The sequence below is a fragment of the Trichococcus sp. TS_SC_9 genome, assembly GCF_056156325.1.
This window is the reverse complement of the sequence record NZ_CM149591.1, coordinates 2,835,734-2,855,690: the sequence shown is the minus strand read 5'-3', so window position 1 is coordinate 2,855,690 and position 19,957 is coordinate 2,835,734. Positions and strand designations below refer to the sequence as shown.

The window sequence follows — 19,957 nt, the reverse complement described above, 5'->3', positions numbered from 1 at the left end:
CCTTTTTATTTTGCTGGCCAAGTGGAGAGATATTTTCGGAATGCTGAATATTTCTGTGCCTTTTCGCGTATGTTATTAATGGATGCGAAAGGAGGGATAGCTTGGATGCTATTCGGGAATGGTTTGCTTGCCATAAGCAGGAAGTGATTAGATTTGCCGTATTGTTTTTATTTCTTGCTGGAGGTCTCTTTGGAGTAGGTAGATTGATATACGGCAATACATCAGAAACCGGCACGGGGGAACTGCAGTTGGATGATACCTATCTGGCAGCAAGCTCTGCTGAGTCAAACAAGCCGCCAGAGCACCCGGAAGAGTCGGAGCCAATCCAGGAAATCATCATCGTCGACATCAAAGGAGCCGTAGAAAATCCAGGTGTATACCAGGCTGAAGCTGATATGCGCGTCATTGACATAATCGACTTGGCGGGTGGCTTGAGTGAAACGGCTGATGCCGACACAGTGAATCTGTCCCAACGCGTGACGGATCAGATGGTGATCTATATCCCTGCGGTCGGGGAAGAAGCCAATCGTCCGATTGCGGCGCCGGAAAACACGCTGACTGGACAAGAAACTGAAAATGAAGAGGCTGAAACCGATAAAGTGGACATCAATACGGCGGATGCGGTGTTGCTGCAGACATTGAACGGGATAGGTGAAAAAAAAGCTGCGCTCATCATTGCGTACCGTGAGGAGAACGGCTCTTTCCAGACGATCGAGGAAATAATGGAAGTTTCAGGAATCGGTGAAAAAACCTTCGAGGGGTTTAAAGATCTAATCGTGGTCGGAGCAAAATAAAATTGAATCAAGAGAGCGGCTCTTGTATACTTAAATTTATATATGGATGGAGGTTACTGCATGGAAAGAATTCCTTGGAATCAATATTTTATGGCACAAAGCGTGCTGCTCTCGCTGAGGAGCACTTGTAAACGGTTGGAGGTCGGTGCCACAATCGTCAGAGACAAACGCATCATTGCCGGAGGATACAACGGGAGTGTTTCCGGCGACGTCCACTGCATCGATGAGGGCTGCTACGTCGTGAACGGGCATTGTGTCCGCACCATCCACGCGGAAATGAATGCAATCCTGCAGTGCGCAAAATTCGGCGCCCAGACCGAGAAAGCGGAAATATATGTGACACATTTCCCTTGCCTGCAATGCACGAAAATGATTTTGCAGGCCGGTATCAAAAAAATCTACTATTTGGAAGACTATCATAATGACTCTTACGCCGTCCATCTTTTGGATGCAATGGACATTCCGTATGAACAAGTCCCCCTCGATCCGGATTATTTTTCTCAATTACTGAAACGAAAAGAACAATCAGATGATGGCTCTGCTGCTTGTTGTGGTCATCATGACGACTGACCATTAAAGGCTACCTGCTTTTGCCTGCCTTGCTCGTCTTCCCGATAACGATTATCGGGTTCGACAAAAACAATTTTTTTGCATGGGTAATACTCATTGCCATTTTGGCACGTCTTTTCTTTATGCAATCCAAGGTTTTGAACGTCATTGCTGCCGCGGTGGTGACCGCAAGTCTTTTAAGTTTGCTTATCCACCATTGGTCAGGTGCGTCTGAGTTTACTGCTCAGGAGGCGGAATCGATGGGAACAGCTGCGCTGCAGTTGGATCCGAACGACATGCGGATCAACGGTGATTTGTTGACAGGAGAAGCCTTGCTGCAATCGGAAGGCAAGGAAGAAAAAGTTTATTTCTACTACACGATCGAAACGGAAGAAGAAAAGTTCAACTGGGAACAACAGCGATTTCCCCAGTGGGTCGTTGCCACAGTCCGCTTGGAGGAGCCGGAAGCTGAGCGGAATCTGTACCAATTTGATTTTGAAGATTATCTGAATGCCAAAAGCATCCATTGGGTCGTCACGATCGAAGCGCTGCAGCTCCGGAGCGAGGGTCGTTCTTTCTGGTCCTGGCCCAGCAGCATCAGGAGATCCATCATTTTGATGTTGGAAAAGTTGCCTGCTGTCCAGACGACCGACTACATTCAAACCATGTTATTCAATCAGTCGCATGCTATCGCGGGGGATACTTTGGATGCCTATCGTGGGATCGGTTTAGTGCATCTTTTTTCCATCTCCGGAATGCATATCCAGCTGTTGCTGTCCCAGATGCGCTTTATCCTGCTGCGGATGAAAGTCAGCCATGAGACCACGGATAAGCTGTTGGTTGTGTTTTTGATCGCTTATGGTGTGTTGACTGGGTGGGGAATCGGTGTCTTCCGGGCTATCTGTACACATTTTATCCTTTTGATGGGGAAAAACACCGGCCATCGGGTTGAAGCGAAAGATGCCTTTGCGCTTACTCTGATGATTGCTGTTTTATATAATCCGCTGCTGATCTATTCGGCAAGTTTTCAATTGAGCTATCTTCTGGCGGGGGTATTGTATTTCGTGGCTCCAGCAAGTGCGGAATGGAAAATGAATGGGCTGTTGAAGGATATCTGCTTGACGGCCCTGATGACATTGGCATCCTTTCCGGTCGTCGCCTATCATTTTTTTGAGGTCTCGTGGCTCGGGGTCTTTGTGAATGTGATCTTTTCGTTCTTTTTTTCTTGGTTGCTTTTTCCGCTGTTTTGGTTGTTGTTCTTTGCAGTGCTTTTTTTCCCGGAAACCCCGTTGCTGGGATTGCTTTGCGCCGTGTCCGATAAGTTGCTCACCTTGCTGGAAAACTTCGCTGGAGCAGCCGCGGATTTGGATTTTGCGTCATTGGTTACAGGAAGACCGCCCGCCTTTTATTTTGCGCTGGTCTGGATCGCCTTGGTGCTGATCTTGCTGAGTGTTGAAAAAAAACAAAGGGATATCCGTGTGCTCTGTTTCCTAGTGGCTGCGGTCGGTTTGTTTTCGTTCGCCCACCAACTTAATCCTACCGGAAAAGTCGTCATGCTTGATGTGGGGCAGGGGGATGCCATTCTGATCATAACGCCGTTTCATCGTCGGGCCGTCCTGATAGATACGGGCGGCATGCTGACTTTTGAAAAAGAAGCCTGGCAAGTCCGGGAAACAGCGACCACCGCCGGCGAAAAGCTTGTGTCGATCATAAAAGCCGAAGGCGTCAAAAAATTGGACAGGGTCTTTCTCACGCATGCCGATCAGGATCATGTCGGTTCGTTGCGTGAACTCGCCGAAGGCTTGCCGATCGAGGCGATTTATTTCCCTAAAGGAGCCGAAGGGAATGCGGCATTCGCAGCAGTGCTCCTTGAACTGCAAAGTCAGCATCAAGTGGGTCTCTACCCTGTATTAGGGAACATGGATTTAAAGATGGATGCTGATTTTATTTTTCACATCCTGGCACCGTTATCTCCGGGTGAAGGCGGAAATGAAGATTCATTGGTCATCCAAACAAGCATAGGCGGTTTGGACTGGCTGTTCACGGGCGATCTCGGTGAAGAAGGGGAAGATTTGCTGATACGCAATTATCCGGATTTGAAAACCGATATCCTGAAAATAGGTCATCACGGGAGCGCGACATCCAGTTCGGAAAGTTTCTTGGATCATGTCCAACCTAAATTGGCCTTGATATCCGCTGGGAAACAGAACCGGTATGGTCATCCGGATGCGGAAATACTGGAACGTCTGAAATTGCGGAATATCCCTGTATTTCGTACGGATCAACAGGGCGCTATCCACTTCCTGTTTGGGTCAAGGGAAACCGAATGGCGAACCATTTTGGTGAACAAAAAATAAAAATGATGAATGGTGGTCCAAACGTGAATTATACAACGGAAATGTCCAAAATAAAAAAAGGTCAGCTTCAGCCGGTCTATTTATTTTTGGGCAAAGAAGATTTTTTTATAGAAGAAGCGAAGCAATTGTTGCTGCACACGGTGGTTGACGAAGCCGACAAGGATCTGAATGTAGGCATATTCAATATGGATGGGACACTGTTGGATCGGGCTCTTGAAGATGCGGAGTCGCTGCCGTTTTTTGGGGAAAGACGTTTGGTCATCGTCGAAAACCCGCTGTTTTTGACGGCCGAAAAACCAAAAAATGGGCTGGAGCATGATCTTGATTGGCTGGAGAGTTATCTGGAGAACCCTTCGACATCAACAATTCTGGCTATTTTTGCGCCTTATGAAAAATTGGACAGCAGAAAAAAATTGTCGAAACTCTTGGCTAAGAAGGCCGTCACTGTGGATGTTTCCCCTTTAGCGGAAAAGGATGCCCGCAAATTTTTAGGCGACATGATAAAAAATGAAGGCTATCAGATGAACCGCGACGCACTGGAATTATTTTTCGAGCGGATCGAAAATCAACTGTCGCGGGGAATGAGAGAGCTGCCTAAGCTGTTTCTCGCCGGATCTGAAGACAAGAAACTCACCCAACAGATGGTGATCGACTTGATTCCGCGTAATCTGGAACAAAATATTTTTGAATTGGTGACGCAGGTTCTGAACAAGAACACGTATCAGGCCATCCAGATTTATCGGGATCTGTTGCTCCAAAAAGAGGAGCCAATCAAAATAAACGCTATCCTCTTGGGACAATTTCGGCTGTTGTTGCAAGTGAAGTTGCTTTCAAAAAATGGCTATCAACAAACCGACATCACCAAAGTATTGAAGATCCATCCTTATCGTGTGAAACTTGCTTTCCAACAAGTGAGGAACCTTTCCGAAAAGGTCCTGGGGGATGCTTTTCAGGGATTGGTCGAGACGGAATACAACATGAAGACAGGGCAAGGCTTGAAGGAGATCCAATTCGAACTTTTTCTGATCCGCTATGCAAACGCAATCCCCAAAAAATAAAATAATCGCACGAAAAAGGCCGAAGACGGACCAGCTAAGCTGGTCTGTCTTCGGCCTTACGTTTTGAAGTCTCTTAAATCAAAAAATTATTTTGCTAATTTTTTAGTTAAACGAGAAATGTCGCGAGACGCTTTGTTTTGATGAATTAAGTTTTTAGAAGCTGCTGAATCGATAGATTTAACTGCTGCCTTTAATAATTCTTCGCTATTTTCAGCGCCTTCTGCTACTGCAGCTTCAAATTTTTTGATAGCTGAACGCATAGCACTCTTTTGAGCGTTGTTTTTTAGGTTAGCTTTTTCGCTAGTGCGAACGCGTTTGATTGCTGAATCGATATTTGGCATTGGGTTCACCCCTCTTTCCTTATTTCTATAACTATTAGGCTGTTTTGCCAACATGCCATATTATACATAATTTTGGAGGGTTGTGCAATAAAAAATGAAAGAGATTCCTTTTTTAATCCCAGCGACCTGGAATTTTGAGATACAAATTTTGAAATTTTTGGGTCAAAATCGGGCCAGGCGATGTCGAAAGCTCCAAAGTGTACGAAAGTATGTTTGGGTGGTAGAATAATGTCAACAGTAAGTGAAGAGGTGAATCATCCATATGAAAGATCATTTTGAATTAGTTTCCCCCTACCAGCCCAGCGGTGATCAACCGGAAGCCATCAAAGAACTAGTCGACGGGTTGAATCTGGGCAGACGGGCGCAAACCTTGTTGGGCGCGACTGGGACCGGTAAGACTTTTACGGTAGCGAACGTCATTCAGGAAGTAAACAAGCCGACGCTTGTCATCGCACATAACAAAACGTTGGCAGGGCAATTGTACGGCGAATTGAAGGAATTTTTTCCGAATAACGCCGTCGAATATTTTGTGAGTTACTATGACTATTATCAACCCGAAGCGTATGTCCCTTCCAGTGACACTTATATAGAAAAAGAATCCAGCGTAAATGATGAAATCGATAAACTGCGTCATTCCGCCACCAGTTCTTTGCTGGAAAGACGGGACGTCATCGTTGTGGCTTCCGTATCCTGCATCTATGGTCTGGTGAATCCACTGGACTATAAAGAGCATACCTTATCGTTGCGGCAAGGGATGGAGATGGAACGCAATGAACTGCTGCGCCGGTTGGTGGAAATGCAGTTTGAACGCAATGATATCGATTTTCGGCGCGGCTCGTTCCGTGTGCGCGGAGATGTGGTCGAAATTTTTCTGGCATCACGCGACAACGAGGCCATCCGTGTGGAATTTTTTGGGGATGAGATCGATAGGATCAGGGAAGTCGATGTGCTGACCGGAGAAATCAAGAACGACGTCGAACATTTTCCCATTTTCCCGGCCACTCACTTCGTGGCAAATGAAGAAAAGACTTTGCATGCAGTCGACATGATTCGGGCAGAATTGAAAGATCGTCTAAAAGTGCTGCGTGAAGAAAACAAATTGCTGGAAGCCCAACGCTTGGAACAGCGCACCAACTACGACATGGAAATGTTGATGGAAATGGGATACTGCAACGGAATCGAAAACTATTCCAGACACATGGATGGGCGAGCTCCTGGTGAGCCTCCGTACACGCTGCTTGATTTTTTCCCGGATGATTATTTGACAGTCATCGACGAGTCGCACATCACGATGTCGCAAATACGCGGCATGTACAACGGTGACCGCTCGCGGAAAGAACAGCTAGTGGCATACGGCTTCCGTCTGCCAAGCACCTTGGATAATCGCCCGTTGATGTTGAAGGAATTCGAGGAACGGGTCAACCAGATCCTATATATTTCAGCGACACCGGGCCCTTACGAATATGAACAAAGCCCTTATGTTGCCCAACAAATCATTCGTCCGACGGGCTTGTTGGATCCGATTGTGGAAGTGCGTCCGATCAAAGGTCAGATCGATGATCTGATCAGCGAAATCAATTTGCGCGTCGAACGCAATGAACGGGTATTCATAACCACTTTGACGAAGAAGATGTCGGAAGACTTGACCGATTATCTGAAGGAAGTCGGCATCAAAGTGAATTATCTGCACAGCGAAATCAAAACGATGGAGCGCGCGGAAATCATCCGCAATCTTCGTTTGGGAGAATTTGATGTGCTGATCGGCATCAACCTATTACGGGAAGGGTTGGATGTTCCCGAGGTTTCGCTTGTCGCCATCTTGGATGCCGACAAAGAAGGCTTCCTGCGGAGCGAGCGCTCGCTTGTCCAGACAATCGGAAGAGCAGCAAGGAACGAGAACGGGAAAGTCATCATGTATGCGGACCGCATAACGGATTCCATGGAGCGGGCCATATTTGAAACGAACAGGCGCCGTGCGACACAGGAAGCCTACAACATTAAGCATGGCATCACACCGAAAACAATCATCAAAGAAGTCCGTGACCGCATCAGCATCTCGCATACACCTGATGATGCAGAAGGGGATGTCAGCATGTTGAGCATCTATAAAGCGATGACGATGGAACAACGCCGCGAAGCGCTCGATCAACTGGATAGGGAAATGCGGGAAGCAGCCAAAGCCCTCAATTTTGAAAAAGCTGCTGAAATCCGTGACATGGTATTGGAGCTGAAAGCCGAATACAAAGGTTTATAAAAAAACGATTTTCACTTGCAATCGGTAAGAAATTACGTTAAACTGTTCCATGTATTATATATACGACCTTCAACTTGGTTAAGCGAATCACCAACGTTTTACTCAGTTAAAGGTAACTTTATGAAAGAGGTGAAAAAAATGGCAATTTCAAAAGAACTTAAAAATGAAATCATCAAAGAATACGCTATTCACGAAGGAGATACTGGATCCCCTGAAGTGCAAATCGCAGTTCTTACGTATGAAATCAACCACTTGAACGAGCACGCACGCGTTCACAAAAAAGACCACCATTCTTACCGTGGTTTAATGAAAAAAGTTGGACACCGTCGTAATTTGTTGGCTTACTTGCGTAACAAAGACGTTCCCCGCTACCGTGAACTAATCCAAAAATTAGGCTTACGTCGTTAATTTCGTGGCTAAGATATATGAAGCGAGATTCCACTGTGAATCTCGCTTATTTTTTGGGATTTTTTGGACAATGAGTGCAAAAATGTTGAGCAATCAGCTATAATGGAATGAGGCTCCCGCTCTACAGACCGCTACTATACAAATGTGAGCTTATCAGCATCAGTAGGTTGACATTTGTTTAGTAGTTGGTAGATGGGAAGCATCGCAAAAGGAGAATGATAACATGTCAGAAAAAAAAGTGTTCCAAATGGACTGGGCAGGTCGTTTGCTGCAAGTCGAAATCGGCCAATTGGCTAAGCAAGCCAACGGTGCGGTATTGGTGAGATACGGAGATACTGTCGTATTGACGGCTGCTGTAGGTTCAAGAGAACCAAAAGATACCGATTTCTTCCCTTTGACTGTAAACTATGAAGAAAAAATGTATTCAGTCGGTAAAATACCTGGAGGATTCATCAAGCGTGAGGGCCGTCCAAGCGAAAACGCAACGTTGACGGCGCGTTTGATCGACCGTCCGATCCGCCCGATGTTCCCTGAAGGATTCCGCAACGAAGTGCAGATCACAAACGTTGTCATGTCCGTTGAACAGGATTGCGCACCTGAAATGGCTGCTATGTTCGGTTCCTCTTTGGCGTTGGCGATTTCTGACATTCCATTTTTTGGACCGATCGCTGGAGTGAATGTTGGCCGTGTGGATGGCGAATATGTTTTGAATCCAACCGCTCCACAGAATGAAGCATCCGATATCGAATTGACAGTTGCCGGTTCGAGAATTGCCATCAACATGGTTGAGAGCAGTGCAGCAATAGTTAATGAAGAAGATATGCTTGGGGCATTGATGTTCGGCCACAAAGCGATCCAGGAATTATGCGATTTCCAAGATAAAATCGTAGCCGAAATCGGCAAGGAAAAAATGACAGTCAAACTTTTATCTTTGAATCCTGAACTTGTAGCTGAAGTTACCGCTGCTTATGGCGAAAAAATGACGGCAGCCATCATGACAGAAGAGAAATTGGCTCGTGAAGCTGCTATTGAAGATGTGAAAGCAGAAGCAATCGTGTTCTTCAACGAAAAGTATCTCGATGACGCCAACTTTGCAAAAATCTCCAAAGAAGTCCGCCAAATCGTGGAAGATATGGAAAAAGACGAAGTGCGCCGTTTGATCACAGTCGACAAAATCCGTCCTGATGGCCGTAAAATCGACGAAATCCGTTCATTGGCTTCAGAAATCGGGTTGTTGCCGCGCGTACATGGTTCCGGCTTGTTCACGCGTGGACAGACGCAAGCATTGTCCACTTGTACATTGGCTCCGCTGGGCGAACATCAGATCATTGATGGCCTGGGCCTGGTAGACAGCAAACGATTCATCCACCATTACAACTTCCCACAATTCTCGGTCGGCAGCACCGGCAGAGCAGGAAGTCCTGGACGCCGTGAAATCGGTCATGGTGCTTTGGGTGAACGTGCATTGAAACAAGTCATTCCGACTGAATCCGAGTTCCCTTACACAATCCGTTTGGTTTCGGAAGTATTGGAATCCAATGGCTCCTCTTCACAAGCAAGCATCTGCGCCAGCACGTTGGCAATGATGGATGCGGGTGTACCGATCAAAGCACCGGTAGCGGGTATCGCAATGGGCTTAGTGATGGAAGGCGAAAACTACACAGTCTTGACGGACATCCAAGGTCTTGAAGACCACTTGGGCGACATGGACTTCAAAGTTGCCGGTACAAGTGAAGGCATCACTGCGCTGCAGATGGACATCAAAATCCAAGGAATCACCGAACAAATCCTGACTGAAGCGTTGATGCAAGCGAAAAAAGCGCGTATGGAAATCCTTGCTGAGTTGACAAGCACGATTGCAGCTCCTCGCGAAGAGTTGTCCCAATATGCTCCGAAGATCGAAATGATGCAAATCAAACCTGATAAGATCAAAGTCGTCATCGGTAAGGGCGGAGATACAATCAACAGCATCATCGAAGAAACCGGCGTGAAGATCGACATCGATCAAGATGGTAACGTGAGCATCGCTTCAGCTGATACGGCGATGATTGCCCGCGCGAAACAAATCATCGAAGAATTGACGCATGAAGTGAAGGTCGGCGAAATCTACGAAGGTACTGTAAAACGTATCGAAAAATTCGGTGCATTCGTCGGAATCACAAAAGGCAAAGACGGCATGGTCCATATCTCCGAATTGGCTAACGAGCGTGTCAAAGAAGTTGAAGACGTCTTAGCAATCGGCGACAAAGTCAAAGTCAAAGTCATTGAAGTCGATAGACAAGGCAGAATCAATCTGTCCCGTAAAGCACTATTGACTAAAGAAGAAAAGTAAACTGCTTATAACAGAATAATACTATACGCAAAGAACAGGCATAACCTTCACAAAAGAAGGCGATGGCTGTTTTTTTGCTGATTGTAGTTAAGATCCGTGCCCGAAAGAAAGCTGCTCCCAATTATTCTAATAATCCTGACTAATAGAGTAATATTGATTAATAATAGATTTTAATATTAAATCAATGAATTTTTTCCATAAAAGCGTTATTATGGTGTAAAGAGAAACAAATTTTTACGGCAACATTTTATGGATATATTCTCTGCGTATATCGTCTTCGTTATTGTAAGCGCTTTAAATATTTTTGTGACCTCATGATTCTCTCTGTGCAATCGACAGCAAAGTCAAATAATGGCTCAAATTTCGCCTCCAAGACTCTTTTATATTAAAATTGTGGATATCGCGAAGCTTCCATGTAAGATTTTGTTACAAATAATGGTATCATCAGAGAACAAAATAAAACAGTAAAGGATGAGTGCAATGCTGCCTGAATCTATTTTCTCACAAGGTCAAATGCCGACGCTCAAGGAAGTGTTGGCCTCAAGGGAACAACGTGCCTTTTTTGAAGAAGAAATCAGCAAAACGAACGCAAACCAGACTTTGATTTCCCTTAAATGCAATATTCCTGGACCAGTCAAATATAATGCCATCGTTAGACAGATTTCCGAAATCGGCATCCAAGAAGTAAAAAATGCGATTCAAACAAATAAATGGAAAGTCACCTATGAAAAATTGATGGACTTAGATACGGGTCCGGAATACTTTGTCGTCGTCGATACCTATCCGACTGCCGTGAAGCAAGCCGCCATCATGATAGAAGACGGCAGTTTGCTCGGCCAGCTGTTCACGATCAGCGTGTTTTATCTGGAAGAAGGCAAGATGATCGAGGTGCAGCGAATGGAAATAGGCTATGAACCGAGAACGTGCATGGTTTGTGGGGATGAAGCATTCGAATGCGAAAATGCGAATGTGCATAGTAGGGACGAGATCCAGAAAAAAATCGAATCCATACTGCAAGAGGACGGAAGAGTCCGATTAGATTAAGAAACCTTATCCAGAAAATCCGCGAAATCATCGAAAACAATAAAATAGTCAACATTCAGCATTCCAAGCAGAGATCCCGGACAGGGTTTCTGCTAGGAATGTTTTTTATTGTAATTAAAAAATAGATTAAAAAATTCTAATAAAGTATGGTAAAATGCTTAAGTGAAGGATGTTCAAATCCTAAAAAATAGATAATACAGAAAATGAATAAGTGAGGGATCAATGATGAAAGAGTATAATGTTGCCATTGTAGGTGCTACAGGTGCTGTCGGAGAAAAAATGCTGGGCTTGTTGGAAAATGCTTCTTTTCCGATAAAAAGTTTGAAGTTGTTGGCTTCTAAACGGTCTGCAGGCAAAGTGAAGACTTTCCGCGGACAGGAACTAGAGATTGAAGAAACGACCGACGACTCATTTGAAGGCATCGATATTGCCTTATTCAGCGCTGGGGGCGGCATCACGAAACAATTCTCCCCTGCAGCCATCAAAGCTGGAGCCATCGTCATCGACAATACGAGTGCTTTTCGTATGGATCCGGAAACGCCGTTAGTTGTTCCGGAAGTGAATCCGGAAGACTTGCGCAAACACAAAGGGCTGATCGCTAACCCGAACTGCTCGACTATTCAGATGGTGGTGGCTTTGCAACCAATCCGCGAAAAATTTGGTTTGGATCGCGTCATCGTTTCCACGTATCAAGCGGTAAGTGGAGCTGGCCTGCATGCTTTGGAAGAATTGAAAGCTCAAACCCAAGCGGTCCTGAACGGTGAAGAACCAGTTGCGAATATTTTACCTTGTGGTGGCGATAAGAAGCATTTCCCGATTGCATTCAACGCTTTACCGCAAATTGATGTGTTCAGCGAAGGCGGCTACACGTATGAAGAGTGGAAAATGATCAACGAAACCAAAAAAATCATGGGTGATAAGGACATCAAAGTTTCTGCAACTTGTGTGCGCATCCCCGTGATGTCCGGACACTCGGAATCCGTCTATTTTGAAGTTGACGACAAAAATGTTTCTGTCGCAGATATCTGGGAAGTGCTGAAAGATGCTCCAGGAGTTGTCCTTCAGGATGATACAGCGAATCAAGTCTATCCTACCGCCCGCGAATCAGTCGGTAAGAATGAAACATTTGTCGGACGTATCCGTAAGGATGTGGATGTCGACAATGGTTTCCATATGTGGGTTGTTTCCGATAACCTGTTGAAGGGCGCTGCCTGGAATTCTGTACAGATCGCCGAAAAAATGATCGAAATGGGCCTTCTCTAGAATTTTTAAATGCAAATGAAGTAGTCCGTACCATCTGAAGAAAATGAATATGACAGGACCTGTCAAAGGGTGGACCGAAAAGGGTGTTTGATTAAACATCGTTCCCGGTCCGTTCTTTTTGAGAGGCCTTTTTTTTTCACTTTCAGAAAACCAAAACAGAAACTGAAGCAAATGCTACAATTTTGCCAATAATCATGTATAATATAACAGAGAGGATATCGGTCACGTTTAGCCGAATGTGAAGAAAACGCATTCGCTTGTAGACCCTGAAGGCAGTTCGGCAAAGCAGCAGTGCTGATTTTCAGGGACGATAATACGGAGAAAGGCATTCAAACGATCAAAATAGATAACAGCATAGAAAGCTGAAAAATAAGAGGTGGTACAATGAGTAAAGTAAGAATAATTTCTCTCGGAGGTGTGAGAGAAAGCGGTAAAAACATGTATTTAGTGGAAGTGGACGATTTAATTTTTGTATTGGATTGCGGTTTGCTCTATCCGGAAAACGAATTGTTGGGAATTGATGTGGTCATTCCTGATTTCACGTATCTGGAGGAAAACAAAAATAAGATAGCGGGTATTTTCTTGACGCATGGACATGCGGATGCTGTAGGAGCATTGCCCTATTTATTGCAGAATATCGATGCACCTGTATTCGGTACTGGTTTGACGATTGCACTGGCTAAACTGGCGGTTGAATCAACCGGATTGGCTACTGGCTTTGAGGATTACCATGTCATCGACGAGAACACCGAAATTGAATTTGAAAATACCAGCGTCCGATTCTTCAGAACTACACATACGATCCCGGATTCTGTAGGGATTTGTGTGAAGACGGAAGAAGGCAGCGTCGTCTATACCGGTGACTTCAAGTTTGATCAAAGCGCATCTCCGATGTATCGCACTGATTACGGCAAAATTACGGATATCGGCGAAGGCAAAGTTTTGGCGCTATTGAGCGATTCCGGAGATGCCGAGTCAACTACGGAAAATGTCAGTGACCGCAAGATTGAGGAAGAAATGCTTGATACCTTCATCAATGCTGAAGGACGAATCATTGTATCCTGTGTGGCAAGCAATATTTTGCGCATTCAGCAAGTTTTTGATGTCGCACTCCGAGCTAACCGTAAAATCTTTTTGACAGGACCGACTTTGGTTGAGACTGTCGATGTTGCCATGAAACTAGGAAAACTAGTCTTGCCGACTCCTGATCTGCTTGTAAATGTAAAGAACATCAATGATTACCGAGATGGTCAAGTTTTGGTACTGGAAACAGGCAACAGCGGGGAACCGTTGGAAGCATTGCAGCGGATGTCCAAAGGCAGACACAAACAAGTGAATCTTAAAGAAGGCGATTTGGTTTACATCACGACTACACCTTCGACCGCGATGGAAACAACAGTCGCAAAAACCAAAAATTTAATTTACCGAGCCGGTGCATCCGTGCGGGAAATATCGGGAACGTACAAAGCATCCGGACACGCTTCGCCTAACGATTTGAAATTGATGATCAATTTGCTTCGACCTATGTATTTCGTGCCTGTCCAAGGGGAGTACCGGATGCAGGCTGCACATGCCCAGTTGGCGAATGAAGTCGGTATTCCGTTCAAAAACATATTCATCCCAGGCAAAGGCGACGTCATCGAATTTGCAAAAGGCCGTATGCATATGACGGGACAGGTCCCAGCCGGTAATGTACTGATCGATGGTATCGGCGTTGGCGATATCGGCAACATAGTCTTGCGCGACCGCAAGCTGTTGTCGGAAGATGGCATCTATGTTGTTGTTGTGACTATTTCCAGAAGATTGAACAAAATTTTGTCGGGTCCGGAAATCGTTTCGCGTGGCTTCGTCTATATGAAAGCGAGCGAAGAACTTGTCAAAGAAAGTTCGAATATCGTCAGGGAAGTAGTAGAAGATAATTTGCATACAAAAGACTTTGATTGGGCCAAGTTAAAACAAGAGATACGTGATTCGTTGAGTCGTTATCTTTTTGAAAAGACGAAGCGCAAACCGGTTATTTTACCAATTATCATGGAAGCATCCAATTATCAGAAGAAGAGCTGATGTCCGTTTGCCGTAAAGGCAATAAAACGGATCGTTGTTGAAAAGGAGAGATTCATCTTTATGGGTTCTAATAGTATGAAGGCTTGGATCGAGGCAGCTCTGTTTGCTGTCCTCGCAATCGCCTTGGCATATGTGGCCATTCCATTGGGAGAATACACTATTGTGCTTGTTTTGTTGCCGTTGCTTTTCATTTCTCTCCGCAGAGGAATATTGCTTGGACTGGTTTCAGGAACACTGACTGGCCTTGCTTTATTTGCGCTCAAAGGAGAGGGAGCGGATGTTGGTGCAGATATCCTGACCCAAGCGGCACCGTTCGTTTTTGTGGGCATCGCCGGTTTTTTCGCGAAATTCACGCAACGCACATTGAACAATAAACGTTTTCCGAATGCCGCCTTGAATATATTGACAGCATCCTTTTTCGGAACGCTTGTCTATTTTGTTTGGGCACTGATTTCGGACATATTCCTAAGCGAGGAAGCAGTTCCTGCTGGTGTTTCTGCCTTTGCGCATTTTCTTCCGGAACAGGCGCTATCGTTTGCGGCAACTTTTGCCTTTAACGCAGTCGTTCTGGTGTTGATCGCAAAATTCGCGCCTAAAGCGTACATCCCAAAAGGCAGCCGTTTCCTGAGCAGAAAAGAAAAATCGAAACTGTTGAATGATTAAAAAATGGAAGGCGAAGGACGGATTTTAATTATCCGGACTTCGTCTTTCTGTTTTTATGGGCTCGTGTGCTATCATTAGTGGGTAACATATTTTGTCATTTTATTGATTTGGAGTGGTCATATGAGTATTTGGTCAATGATATTTACAGCAATCATCATTTTAAATACAATCGGTGCAATCATCACTGTCTTTAAAGAAAAGAGAGATGTCGCAGCCACTTGGGCATGGTTGCTGACGTTAAACCTCCTGCCGGTAGTGGGCTTCATCATCTATCTCTTTATAGGCAAAAAGATTTCAAAAGAAAACATCTATGATATGCGGACGCAAAAAAGCTTGGGAATGTCCCAGTTGGCGAAGGTCCAAATTGAGATGTTGGAGGATGAAGATCTGGCGCAAGGTTTGGTCGAAACCGACTATGCACAGAAAACAGCTATCCTGTTCCTGGAAAGTGATGAATCCATTTTGACTAAGGGGAACAAACTTGAAATATTCAAGACGGGTGAAGGTGTGTTTGATGCGCTCGTGCAGGACATCTACAAAGCTGAAGATCATGTGCACATGCTTTATTACACTTTTCGCTCAGATGATTTGGGTAAACGCATTCTGGCGGCATTGGAAGATAGGGCGGCAGCCGGAGTGGAAGTTCTTGTCGTTTACGACGCGATGGGTTGCAGAGGGAATGATTCAAAATTTTTCAATAACCTTGAAAAATTAGGTGGAAAGACGGAAGTGTTTTTTGGATCAAAAATACCTTTCGTCAATTTGCGGATGAACTATCGTAACCATCGGAAAATAATGGTGGTTGACGCGAAAGTTGCTTATCTTGGGGGATTCAATATCGGTGATGAGTATCTGGGGAAAGGGGAACTCGGCGAATGGCGGGATACGCATATGAAAATAGAAGGCAATGCGGTCCTGACACTTCAAAGTCGTTTCTTCATGGATTGGAATGCGGTTGCTAAGCCTAAGAATCGAAAAGATTATGCAGAGGCCTATTTCCCGATTGCCGATAAAAAAGGCGATACAGCCATGCAGATTGTAGCAAGTGGACCGGATGATGAAGATCAGACAATCAAAATGGGTTTCCTGAAGATGATCAGCCAAGCGAAAGAATCAATCTATATACAGACACCTTATTTTATACCAGACGAGAGTCTGCATGAAATGCTCAAGATTGCGGCTTTATCCGGTGTAAGAGTCAAAATCATGATCCCTTCGAAGCCGGATCATCCTTTCGTCTATCGGGCAACGGAATATTTTTCCAAAGACATCATAGAGTATGGTGCCGAAGTTTATATGTATCAGAACGGTTTCCTGCATTCAAAGGTGATGGTGGTCGACGATGAAATTGTATCGGTAGGCACGGCAAATATGGATGTGCGCAGCTTCAAACTGAATTTTGAAATCAATGCCTTTATTTATGATCGTGAAGTGGCTGAAGAATTGATCGCGAATTTTGATGAAGACCAGGAAAAGTGCATCCGTGCAACCCATGATTATTTCGCAAAACAATCGAGGGGTCGGAAATTCAAGCAAGCTTTTTCCAGATTGCTGTCACCGATACTTTAGACCTCAAGCGTACTTGAAACGAATAAAGGAGTACAAGACATGCCGTCAAAGACGGGTGCCTTGTACTCCTTTTTATATATGAATATACCATCGATTGATAAGAATTAACCAAGTTGGATTGCCAATATTTGACTGATATTCAGCAGGTAAGTCACTTTTTTGTCAGCGGTTGTGAACATGACTTGTCTTTTCGGGGTTACGCGGGAATTGAATATGCCCCAAACCAATGTTCTTGTGTATGATTTCGGTCCATGTTTTTCTTCGATCACAACATACACAGGGATGTGGTTTTCAAAGGCTTGATTAGCGAAACGGACAACTTGATGAATCGGCATTACTTTGTCCAGAATGGCTTCATTAATGGATTGGACGGATGAGAGTGGGCGCAGATATGTTTTTTTGGAAGGAGTGTGATTATTATTGGATACCGGATAGATGTAATTTTGCATGTTGGTTCCTCCGAACGTGTGTTTGTCTTGTATTCCTATTATAAGAACATCTGTTCTTTTTTGCAAGCTATTTATTTTGCGCTCAACAAAATTTCACGACAGTAGGCATGCAATTCAACCTGCAGTATTGTCGTTTCGGCTGCAAATGGCCCAAAATTCCCTCGTTATCAAGTAAAGTAGAGTCATGAAAAAAACGTGTTGGCCACACATTAATTGTGAAGGAGGAAAAAAGATACTTTCATTGCTTGGAGGAATCACCGTAAAAAATAAGCCGCAAAAGAGACTCCCCGAGGAGGGCTTGCATTTGATGCCAGCTTCTTGGGGATTTTTGTTCACAAAATGTTCATTTTAATATTTTGAAAGAATTTGAGAAAGTTTCTTCCTATTAATGAAACTGCGGTGGTTGTTGAAAACGCTGAAAATGGCGTTCAATTAGATTTGAACGGCCTTTACATTAACTGTATAATGAAATTACTGATTGGAAAAAAGATTATTTTTCCGAAGGAGAATCAAATGAGGGACGGAGGTGGAATGAAAGATGCAAATATTTGATGAAGTAAAAAAGATTGAGCAGGAAGCAACTGATCTGGAATTGGATTATCAGAACAAACTGCGCAAACTGGAACAGAACACGCAAGATAAAATAGGCGAAATGAAAAGGAATATCGAAAAAGAATTAGCTACTTTTCAATCCGAAGAACTTGCGAAAAAATCAGAGCAACTGGCAATTCTCAAGAACGCTTCCGCAGAAAGTGAAAAATCGGAAATCGAGAAGTTGCAGACTCGGTTTGAAGCGAAAGAAGAAGAACTTGTGAATGCCGTAATTGGGGAGGTGATGAGGAAATATGGCAATCGCTAAAATGAAAAAAATTACTCTCATTTCTTTTCACGAAAAAAAAGAGCAGCTATTGACGGCTATCCAAACGTTGCAGAGCTTAGAGGTCATCGATTTGCCTGCCGCAAAAGAAAATTTGCAAACCTTATCGCCTAAAGAACGAGAGTCAATTGAACAAAACATCAAGAAGACTGAAAGTTATCTCGAAAATGTCACGGAAGCCTTATCTTTCCTACAGTCATATCTGAAGAAGGAGTCTTTGATCAAACAGTATACAACCCCGAGACAATCTCTGTCTTTGGAAGAGTTAGAAAAAGCTGTGAGCGAATTTTCTTCGGATACTGTTCTGGATAAAGTGTTGGGTCTGAAGGCCGAACAGAAGAAACTCGAGGAAGGCAAGAAACATCTGTATGAACAAGAGGATTTTCTGCTTTTATGGAAAAAATTGTCATTCAACCCTACGGAGTCGGGAACGTTTGAACATGTCGCGGTCAAAGTGGGCACGATTCCTCAGACGCTTACCAATGATTACATCACCAATGTGACTTCCAATCCACTGGTCTATGCGGAAGAAATATTCCAGAACAAAGAATCATATGGGGCGGTGATTTTCTATGATCCGTCACAAATTAAGGATGTAAACGCTTTGTTGGACAGCAATCACTTCCAACCACTAGTTTATGAATATGATTTACCGCCTGCAGAGGCATTGGTGGATGTTCAAAGTCGCATTCAAGATAACCGCGAAGCGCACAAGCAGTTGCTGGCAGATCTTTCCGACATGAAAGCAGAAGAGTGGCAGTTAATGCTACTGTCCGAGTTCCATTATGCAAAACTGCAGCGGATCAAAAGCCAACAATTGCTTGTCAACGAGAAACATCTCTTTGTCATCCAGGGATGGCTTGAAGAAGATAAAGTCAAAGAAATCAAGCGGACATTGACTGAGACTGTGTCGGAAAATGAATACGCATTGACGATTGACGATGCAGATGGATCGGATGTTTCAGTCATTCCGACCGTTTTGAAGAACAATAAGTTGATCACTCCTTTTGAGAATATCACTGCCATGTACAGTTTGCCGAAATATGATGAAATAGATCCCACACCACTATTGACACCTTTCTATCTCTTGTTCTTTGGAATGATGATTGCGGATGTCGGATACGGTCTGTTGCTCCTTATCGGAACATTACTGGCATTGAAGTTCCTGAACTTCAACAAAAGCATGCGCACCAATCTGCTGTTCTTTCACATTCTGTCCTATCCATCCATCTTGTGGGGACTTGTCTACGGCTCTTTCTTCGGACTCGAATTGCCGTTTGTGCTCTTGTCAACGAGCAACGACGCCAATACGATTCTGTTGATATCGGTAGTGTTCGGTGTTGTTCAGATTATGTTCGGTCTGGGCATCAAGACTTATTTATCCTTGCGCGACAAAGATCCGCTGGGTGCGATTTCCGGCAGTATTGGCTGGTTGGGGATTTTTGTGGGTCTCATCTTCATCCTGTTCGGGAAGATGCTTTTCCCGAGCCAAGTCCTTGTGACCGTCGGAGCAGCTGTCGCCATCACTAGCGCTGTCGCGATCGTGCTTGCTACAGCTATGGCATCGGATAACAAAGCGTTGGGGGCAGGTGCCGGATTATATAATCTTTATGGGATCACCGGTTATATCGGCGACATAGTCAGTTATACCCGCCTGATGGCTTTAGGGGTATCCGGGGGCAGTATTGCGGTCGCTTTTAACATGATCATTGATTTCTTGCCGGTTTGGGCAAAATTCACTATCGGTGCTGTATTGTTTGTTTTGTTGCACACCATCAACTTCGGTTTGTCCATGCTGAGTGCCTATGTGCACGGCGCTCGTCTAGCTTTTGTCGAATTTTTCGGCAAGTTTTACGAAGGTGGCGGAAGAGCCTTGGACCCATTGAAGACAGAAGAGAAATACATTTACTTAAAAAATAAAAAAGAAGCTTAACT

At 44.4% G+C, this 19,957-nt stretch carries 16 protein-coding genes; 14 read left to right on the top strand and 2 right to left on the bottom strand.

Going from position 1 to position 19,957, the window contains the following annotated elements; genetic code table 11:
* The first annotated feature begins 203 nt into the window (after positions 1-203).
* From AC0J5I_RS13820 to holA, 4 genes are all read left to right on the top strand, one after another.
* On the top strand, positions 204-794 hold the full coding sequence (locus tag AC0J5I_RS13820) for a helix-hairpin-helix domain-containing protein (protein WP_475301057.1): 591 nt from the start codon (positions 204-206) through the stop codon (positions 792-794).
* 60 nt (positions 795-854) lie between these two features.
* Entirely contained in the window at positions 855-1,364 is a 510-nt protein-coding gene (locus AC0J5I_RS13815) for a ComE operon protein 2 (RefSeq protein ID WP_107995843.1), read from the top strand.
* Between the two features lie 239 nt (positions 1,365-1,603).
* A complete protein-coding gene (locus AC0J5I_RS13810) occupies positions 1,604-3,700 on the top strand; it encodes a DNA internalization-related competence protein ComEC/Rec2 (protein ID WP_475301053.1) in 2,097 nt (698 codons plus the stop codon).
* A 23-nt stretch (positions 3,701-3,723) separates the two neighbouring features.
* Positions 3,724-4,758, top strand: coding sequence for a DNA polymerase III subunit delta (gene holA, locus AC0J5I_RS13805; protein ID WP_475301050.1), 1,035 nt, complete (start codon positions 3,724-3,726; stop codon positions 4,756-4,758).
* An 86-nt stretch (positions 4,759-4,844) separates the two neighbouring features.
* Here the strand turns inward: holA and rpsT are convergent, their stop codons facing one another.
* Entirely contained in the window at positions 4,845-5,099 is a 255-nt protein-coding gene (gene rpsT / locus AC0J5I_RS13800) for a 30S ribosomal protein S20 (RefSeq protein WP_068562182.1), read from the bottom strand.
* A 262-nt stretch (positions 5,100-5,361) separates the two neighbouring features.
* Between rpsT and uvrB the strand changes: the two genes are divergently transcribed.
* The 8 genes from uvrB to cls all read left to right on the top strand — a co-directional run bounded on the left by uvrB (position 5,362) and on the right by cls (position 16,696).
* Positions 5,362-7,353 (top strand): excinuclease ABC subunit UvrB, encoded by a 1,992-nt coding sequence (gene uvrB, locus AC0J5I_RS13795; RefSeq protein ID WP_107995841.1) that lies wholly within the window; start codon positions 5,362-5,364, stop codon positions 7,351-7,353.
* Between the two features lie 138 nt (positions 7,354-7,491).
* A complete protein-coding gene (gene rpsO / locus AC0J5I_RS13790; protein ID WP_086628176.1) occupies positions 7,492-7,761 on the top strand; it encodes a 30S ribosomal protein S15 in 270 nt (89 codons plus the stop codon).
* A gap of 223 nt (positions 7,762-7,984) precedes the next feature.
* A complete protein-coding gene (gene pnp, locus AC0J5I_RS13785) occupies positions 7,985-10,093 on the top strand; it encodes a polyribonucleotide nucleotidyltransferase (protein WP_107995840.1) in 2,109 nt (702 codons plus the stop codon).
* Between the two features lie 480 nt (positions 10,094-10,573).
* A complete protein-coding gene (gene citX, locus AC0J5I_RS13780; protein WP_159072188.1) occupies positions 10,574-11,137 on the top strand; it encodes a citrate lyase holo-[acyl-carrier protein] synthase in 564 nt (187 codons plus the stop codon).
* Positions 11,138-11,359: 222 nt separating this feature from the next.
* A complete protein-coding gene (locus AC0J5I_RS13775) occupies positions 11,360-12,400 on the top strand; it encodes an aspartate-semialdehyde dehydrogenase (protein ID WP_107995838.1) in 1,041 nt (346 codons plus the stop codon).
* Positions 12,401-12,784: 384 nt separating this feature from the next.
* Positions 12,785-14,464 (top strand): ribonuclease J, encoded by a 1,680-nt coding sequence (locus tag AC0J5I_RS13770; RefSeq protein WP_107995837.1) that lies wholly within the window; start codon positions 12,785-12,787, stop codon positions 14,462-14,464.
* A 60-nt stretch (positions 14,465-14,524) separates the two neighbouring features.
* The gene (locus AC0J5I_RS13765; protein ID WP_475301044.1) at positions 14,525-15,127 is read left to right on the top strand and encodes an energy-coupled thiamine transporter ThiT; all 603 of its coding nucleotides are present in this window, start codon (positions 14,525-14,527) and stop codon (positions 15,125-15,127) included.
* Between the two features lie 120 nt (positions 15,128-15,247).
* Positions 15,248-16,696, top strand: a complete 1,449-nt coding sequence (cls, locus tag AC0J5I_RS13760; RefSeq protein ID WP_107995835.1) for a cardiolipin synthase — start codon at positions 15,248-15,250, stop codon at positions 16,694-16,696.
* A 104-nt stretch (positions 16,697-16,800) separates the two neighbouring features.
* On the opposite strand, the gene AC0J5I_RS13755 is transcribed toward cls, so the two are convergent.
* On the bottom strand, positions 16,801-17,145 hold the full coding sequence (locus AC0J5I_RS13755; protein WP_475301042.1) for a hypothetical protein: 345 nt from the start codon (positions 17,143-17,145) through the stop codon (positions 16,801-16,803).
* Between the two features lie 538 nt (positions 17,146-17,683).
* On the opposite strand from AC0J5I_RS13755, the gene AC0J5I_RS13750 reads away from it, so the two are divergent.
* Together AC0J5I_RS13750 and AC0J5I_RS13745 are read left to right on the top strand one after the other, a co-directional pair.
* Entirely contained in the window at positions 17,684-18,004 is a 321-nt protein-coding gene (locus tag AC0J5I_RS13750) for a hypothetical protein (RefSeq protein ID WP_106448726.1), read from the top strand.
* Positions 17,991-19,955 carry a V-type ATP synthase subunit I gene (locus tag AC0J5I_RS13745; RefSeq protein WP_475301039.1) on the top strand — a complete coding sequence of 655 codons (1,965 nt, stop codon included), beginning with the start codon at positions 17,991-17,993 and terminating at the stop codon, positions 19,953-19,955. The genes AC0J5I_RS13750 and AC0J5I_RS13745 overlap by 14 nt, the downstream gene beginning before the upstream one ends.
* Positions 19,956-19,957 lie beyond the last annotated feature (2 nt).

Bases quoted from the DNA above. Each gene is read 5' to 3' on its own strand.
- AC0J5I_RS13775 (WP_107995838.1), top strand. From the start codon at position 11,360: ATGATGAAAGAGTATAATGTTGCCATTGTAGGTGCTACAGGTGCTGTC.
- AC0J5I_RS13815 (WP_107995843.1), top strand. From the start codon at position 855: ATGGAAAGAATTCCTTGGAATCAATATTTTATGGCACAAAGCGTGCTG.
- rpsT (WP_068562182.1), bottom strand. From the start codon at position 5,099: ATGCCAAATATCGATTCAGCAATCAAACGCGTTCGCACTAGCGAAAAA.
- AC0J5I_RS13750 (WP_106448726.1), top strand. From the start codon at position 17,684: ATGCAAATATTTGATGAAGTAAAAAAGATTGAGCAGGAAGCAACTGAT.
- AC0J5I_RS13765 (WP_475301044.1), top strand. From the start codon at position 14,525: ATGGGTTCTAATAGTATGAAGGCTTGGATCGAGGCAGCTCTGTTTGCT.
- citX (WP_159072188.1), top strand. From the start codon at position 10,574: ATGCTGCCTGAATCTATTTTCTCACAAGGTCAAATGCCGACGCTCAAG.
- AC0J5I_RS13810 (WP_475301053.1), top strand. From the start codon at position 1,604: ATGGGAACAGCTGCGCTGCAGTTGGATCCGAACGACATGCGGATCAAC.
- AC0J5I_RS13770 (WP_107995837.1), top strand. From the start codon at position 12,785: ATGAGTAAAGTAAGAATAATTTCTCTCGGAGGTGTGAGAGAAAGCGGT.
- cls (WP_107995835.1), top strand. From the start codon at position 15,248: ATGAGTATTTGGTCAATGATATTTACAGCAATCATCATTTTAAATACA.
- AC0J5I_RS13745 (WP_475301039.1), top strand. From the start codon at position 17,991: ATGGCAATCGCTAAAATGAAAAAAATTACTCTCATTTCTTTTCACGAA.
- pnp (WP_107995840.1), top strand. From the start codon at position 7,985: ATGTCAGAAAAAAAAGTGTTCCAAATGGACTGGGCAGGTCGTTTGCTG.
- uvrB (WP_107995841.1), top strand. From the start codon at position 5,362: ATGAAAGATCATTTTGAATTAGTTTCCCCCTACCAGCCCAGCGGTGAT.
- rpsO (WP_086628176.1), top strand. From the start codon at position 7,492: ATGGCAATTTCAAAAGAACTTAAAAATGAAATCATCAAAGAATACGCT.
- AC0J5I_RS13755 (WP_475301042.1), bottom strand. From the start codon at position 17,145: ATGCAAAATTACATCTATCCGGTATCCAATAATAATCACACTCCTTCC.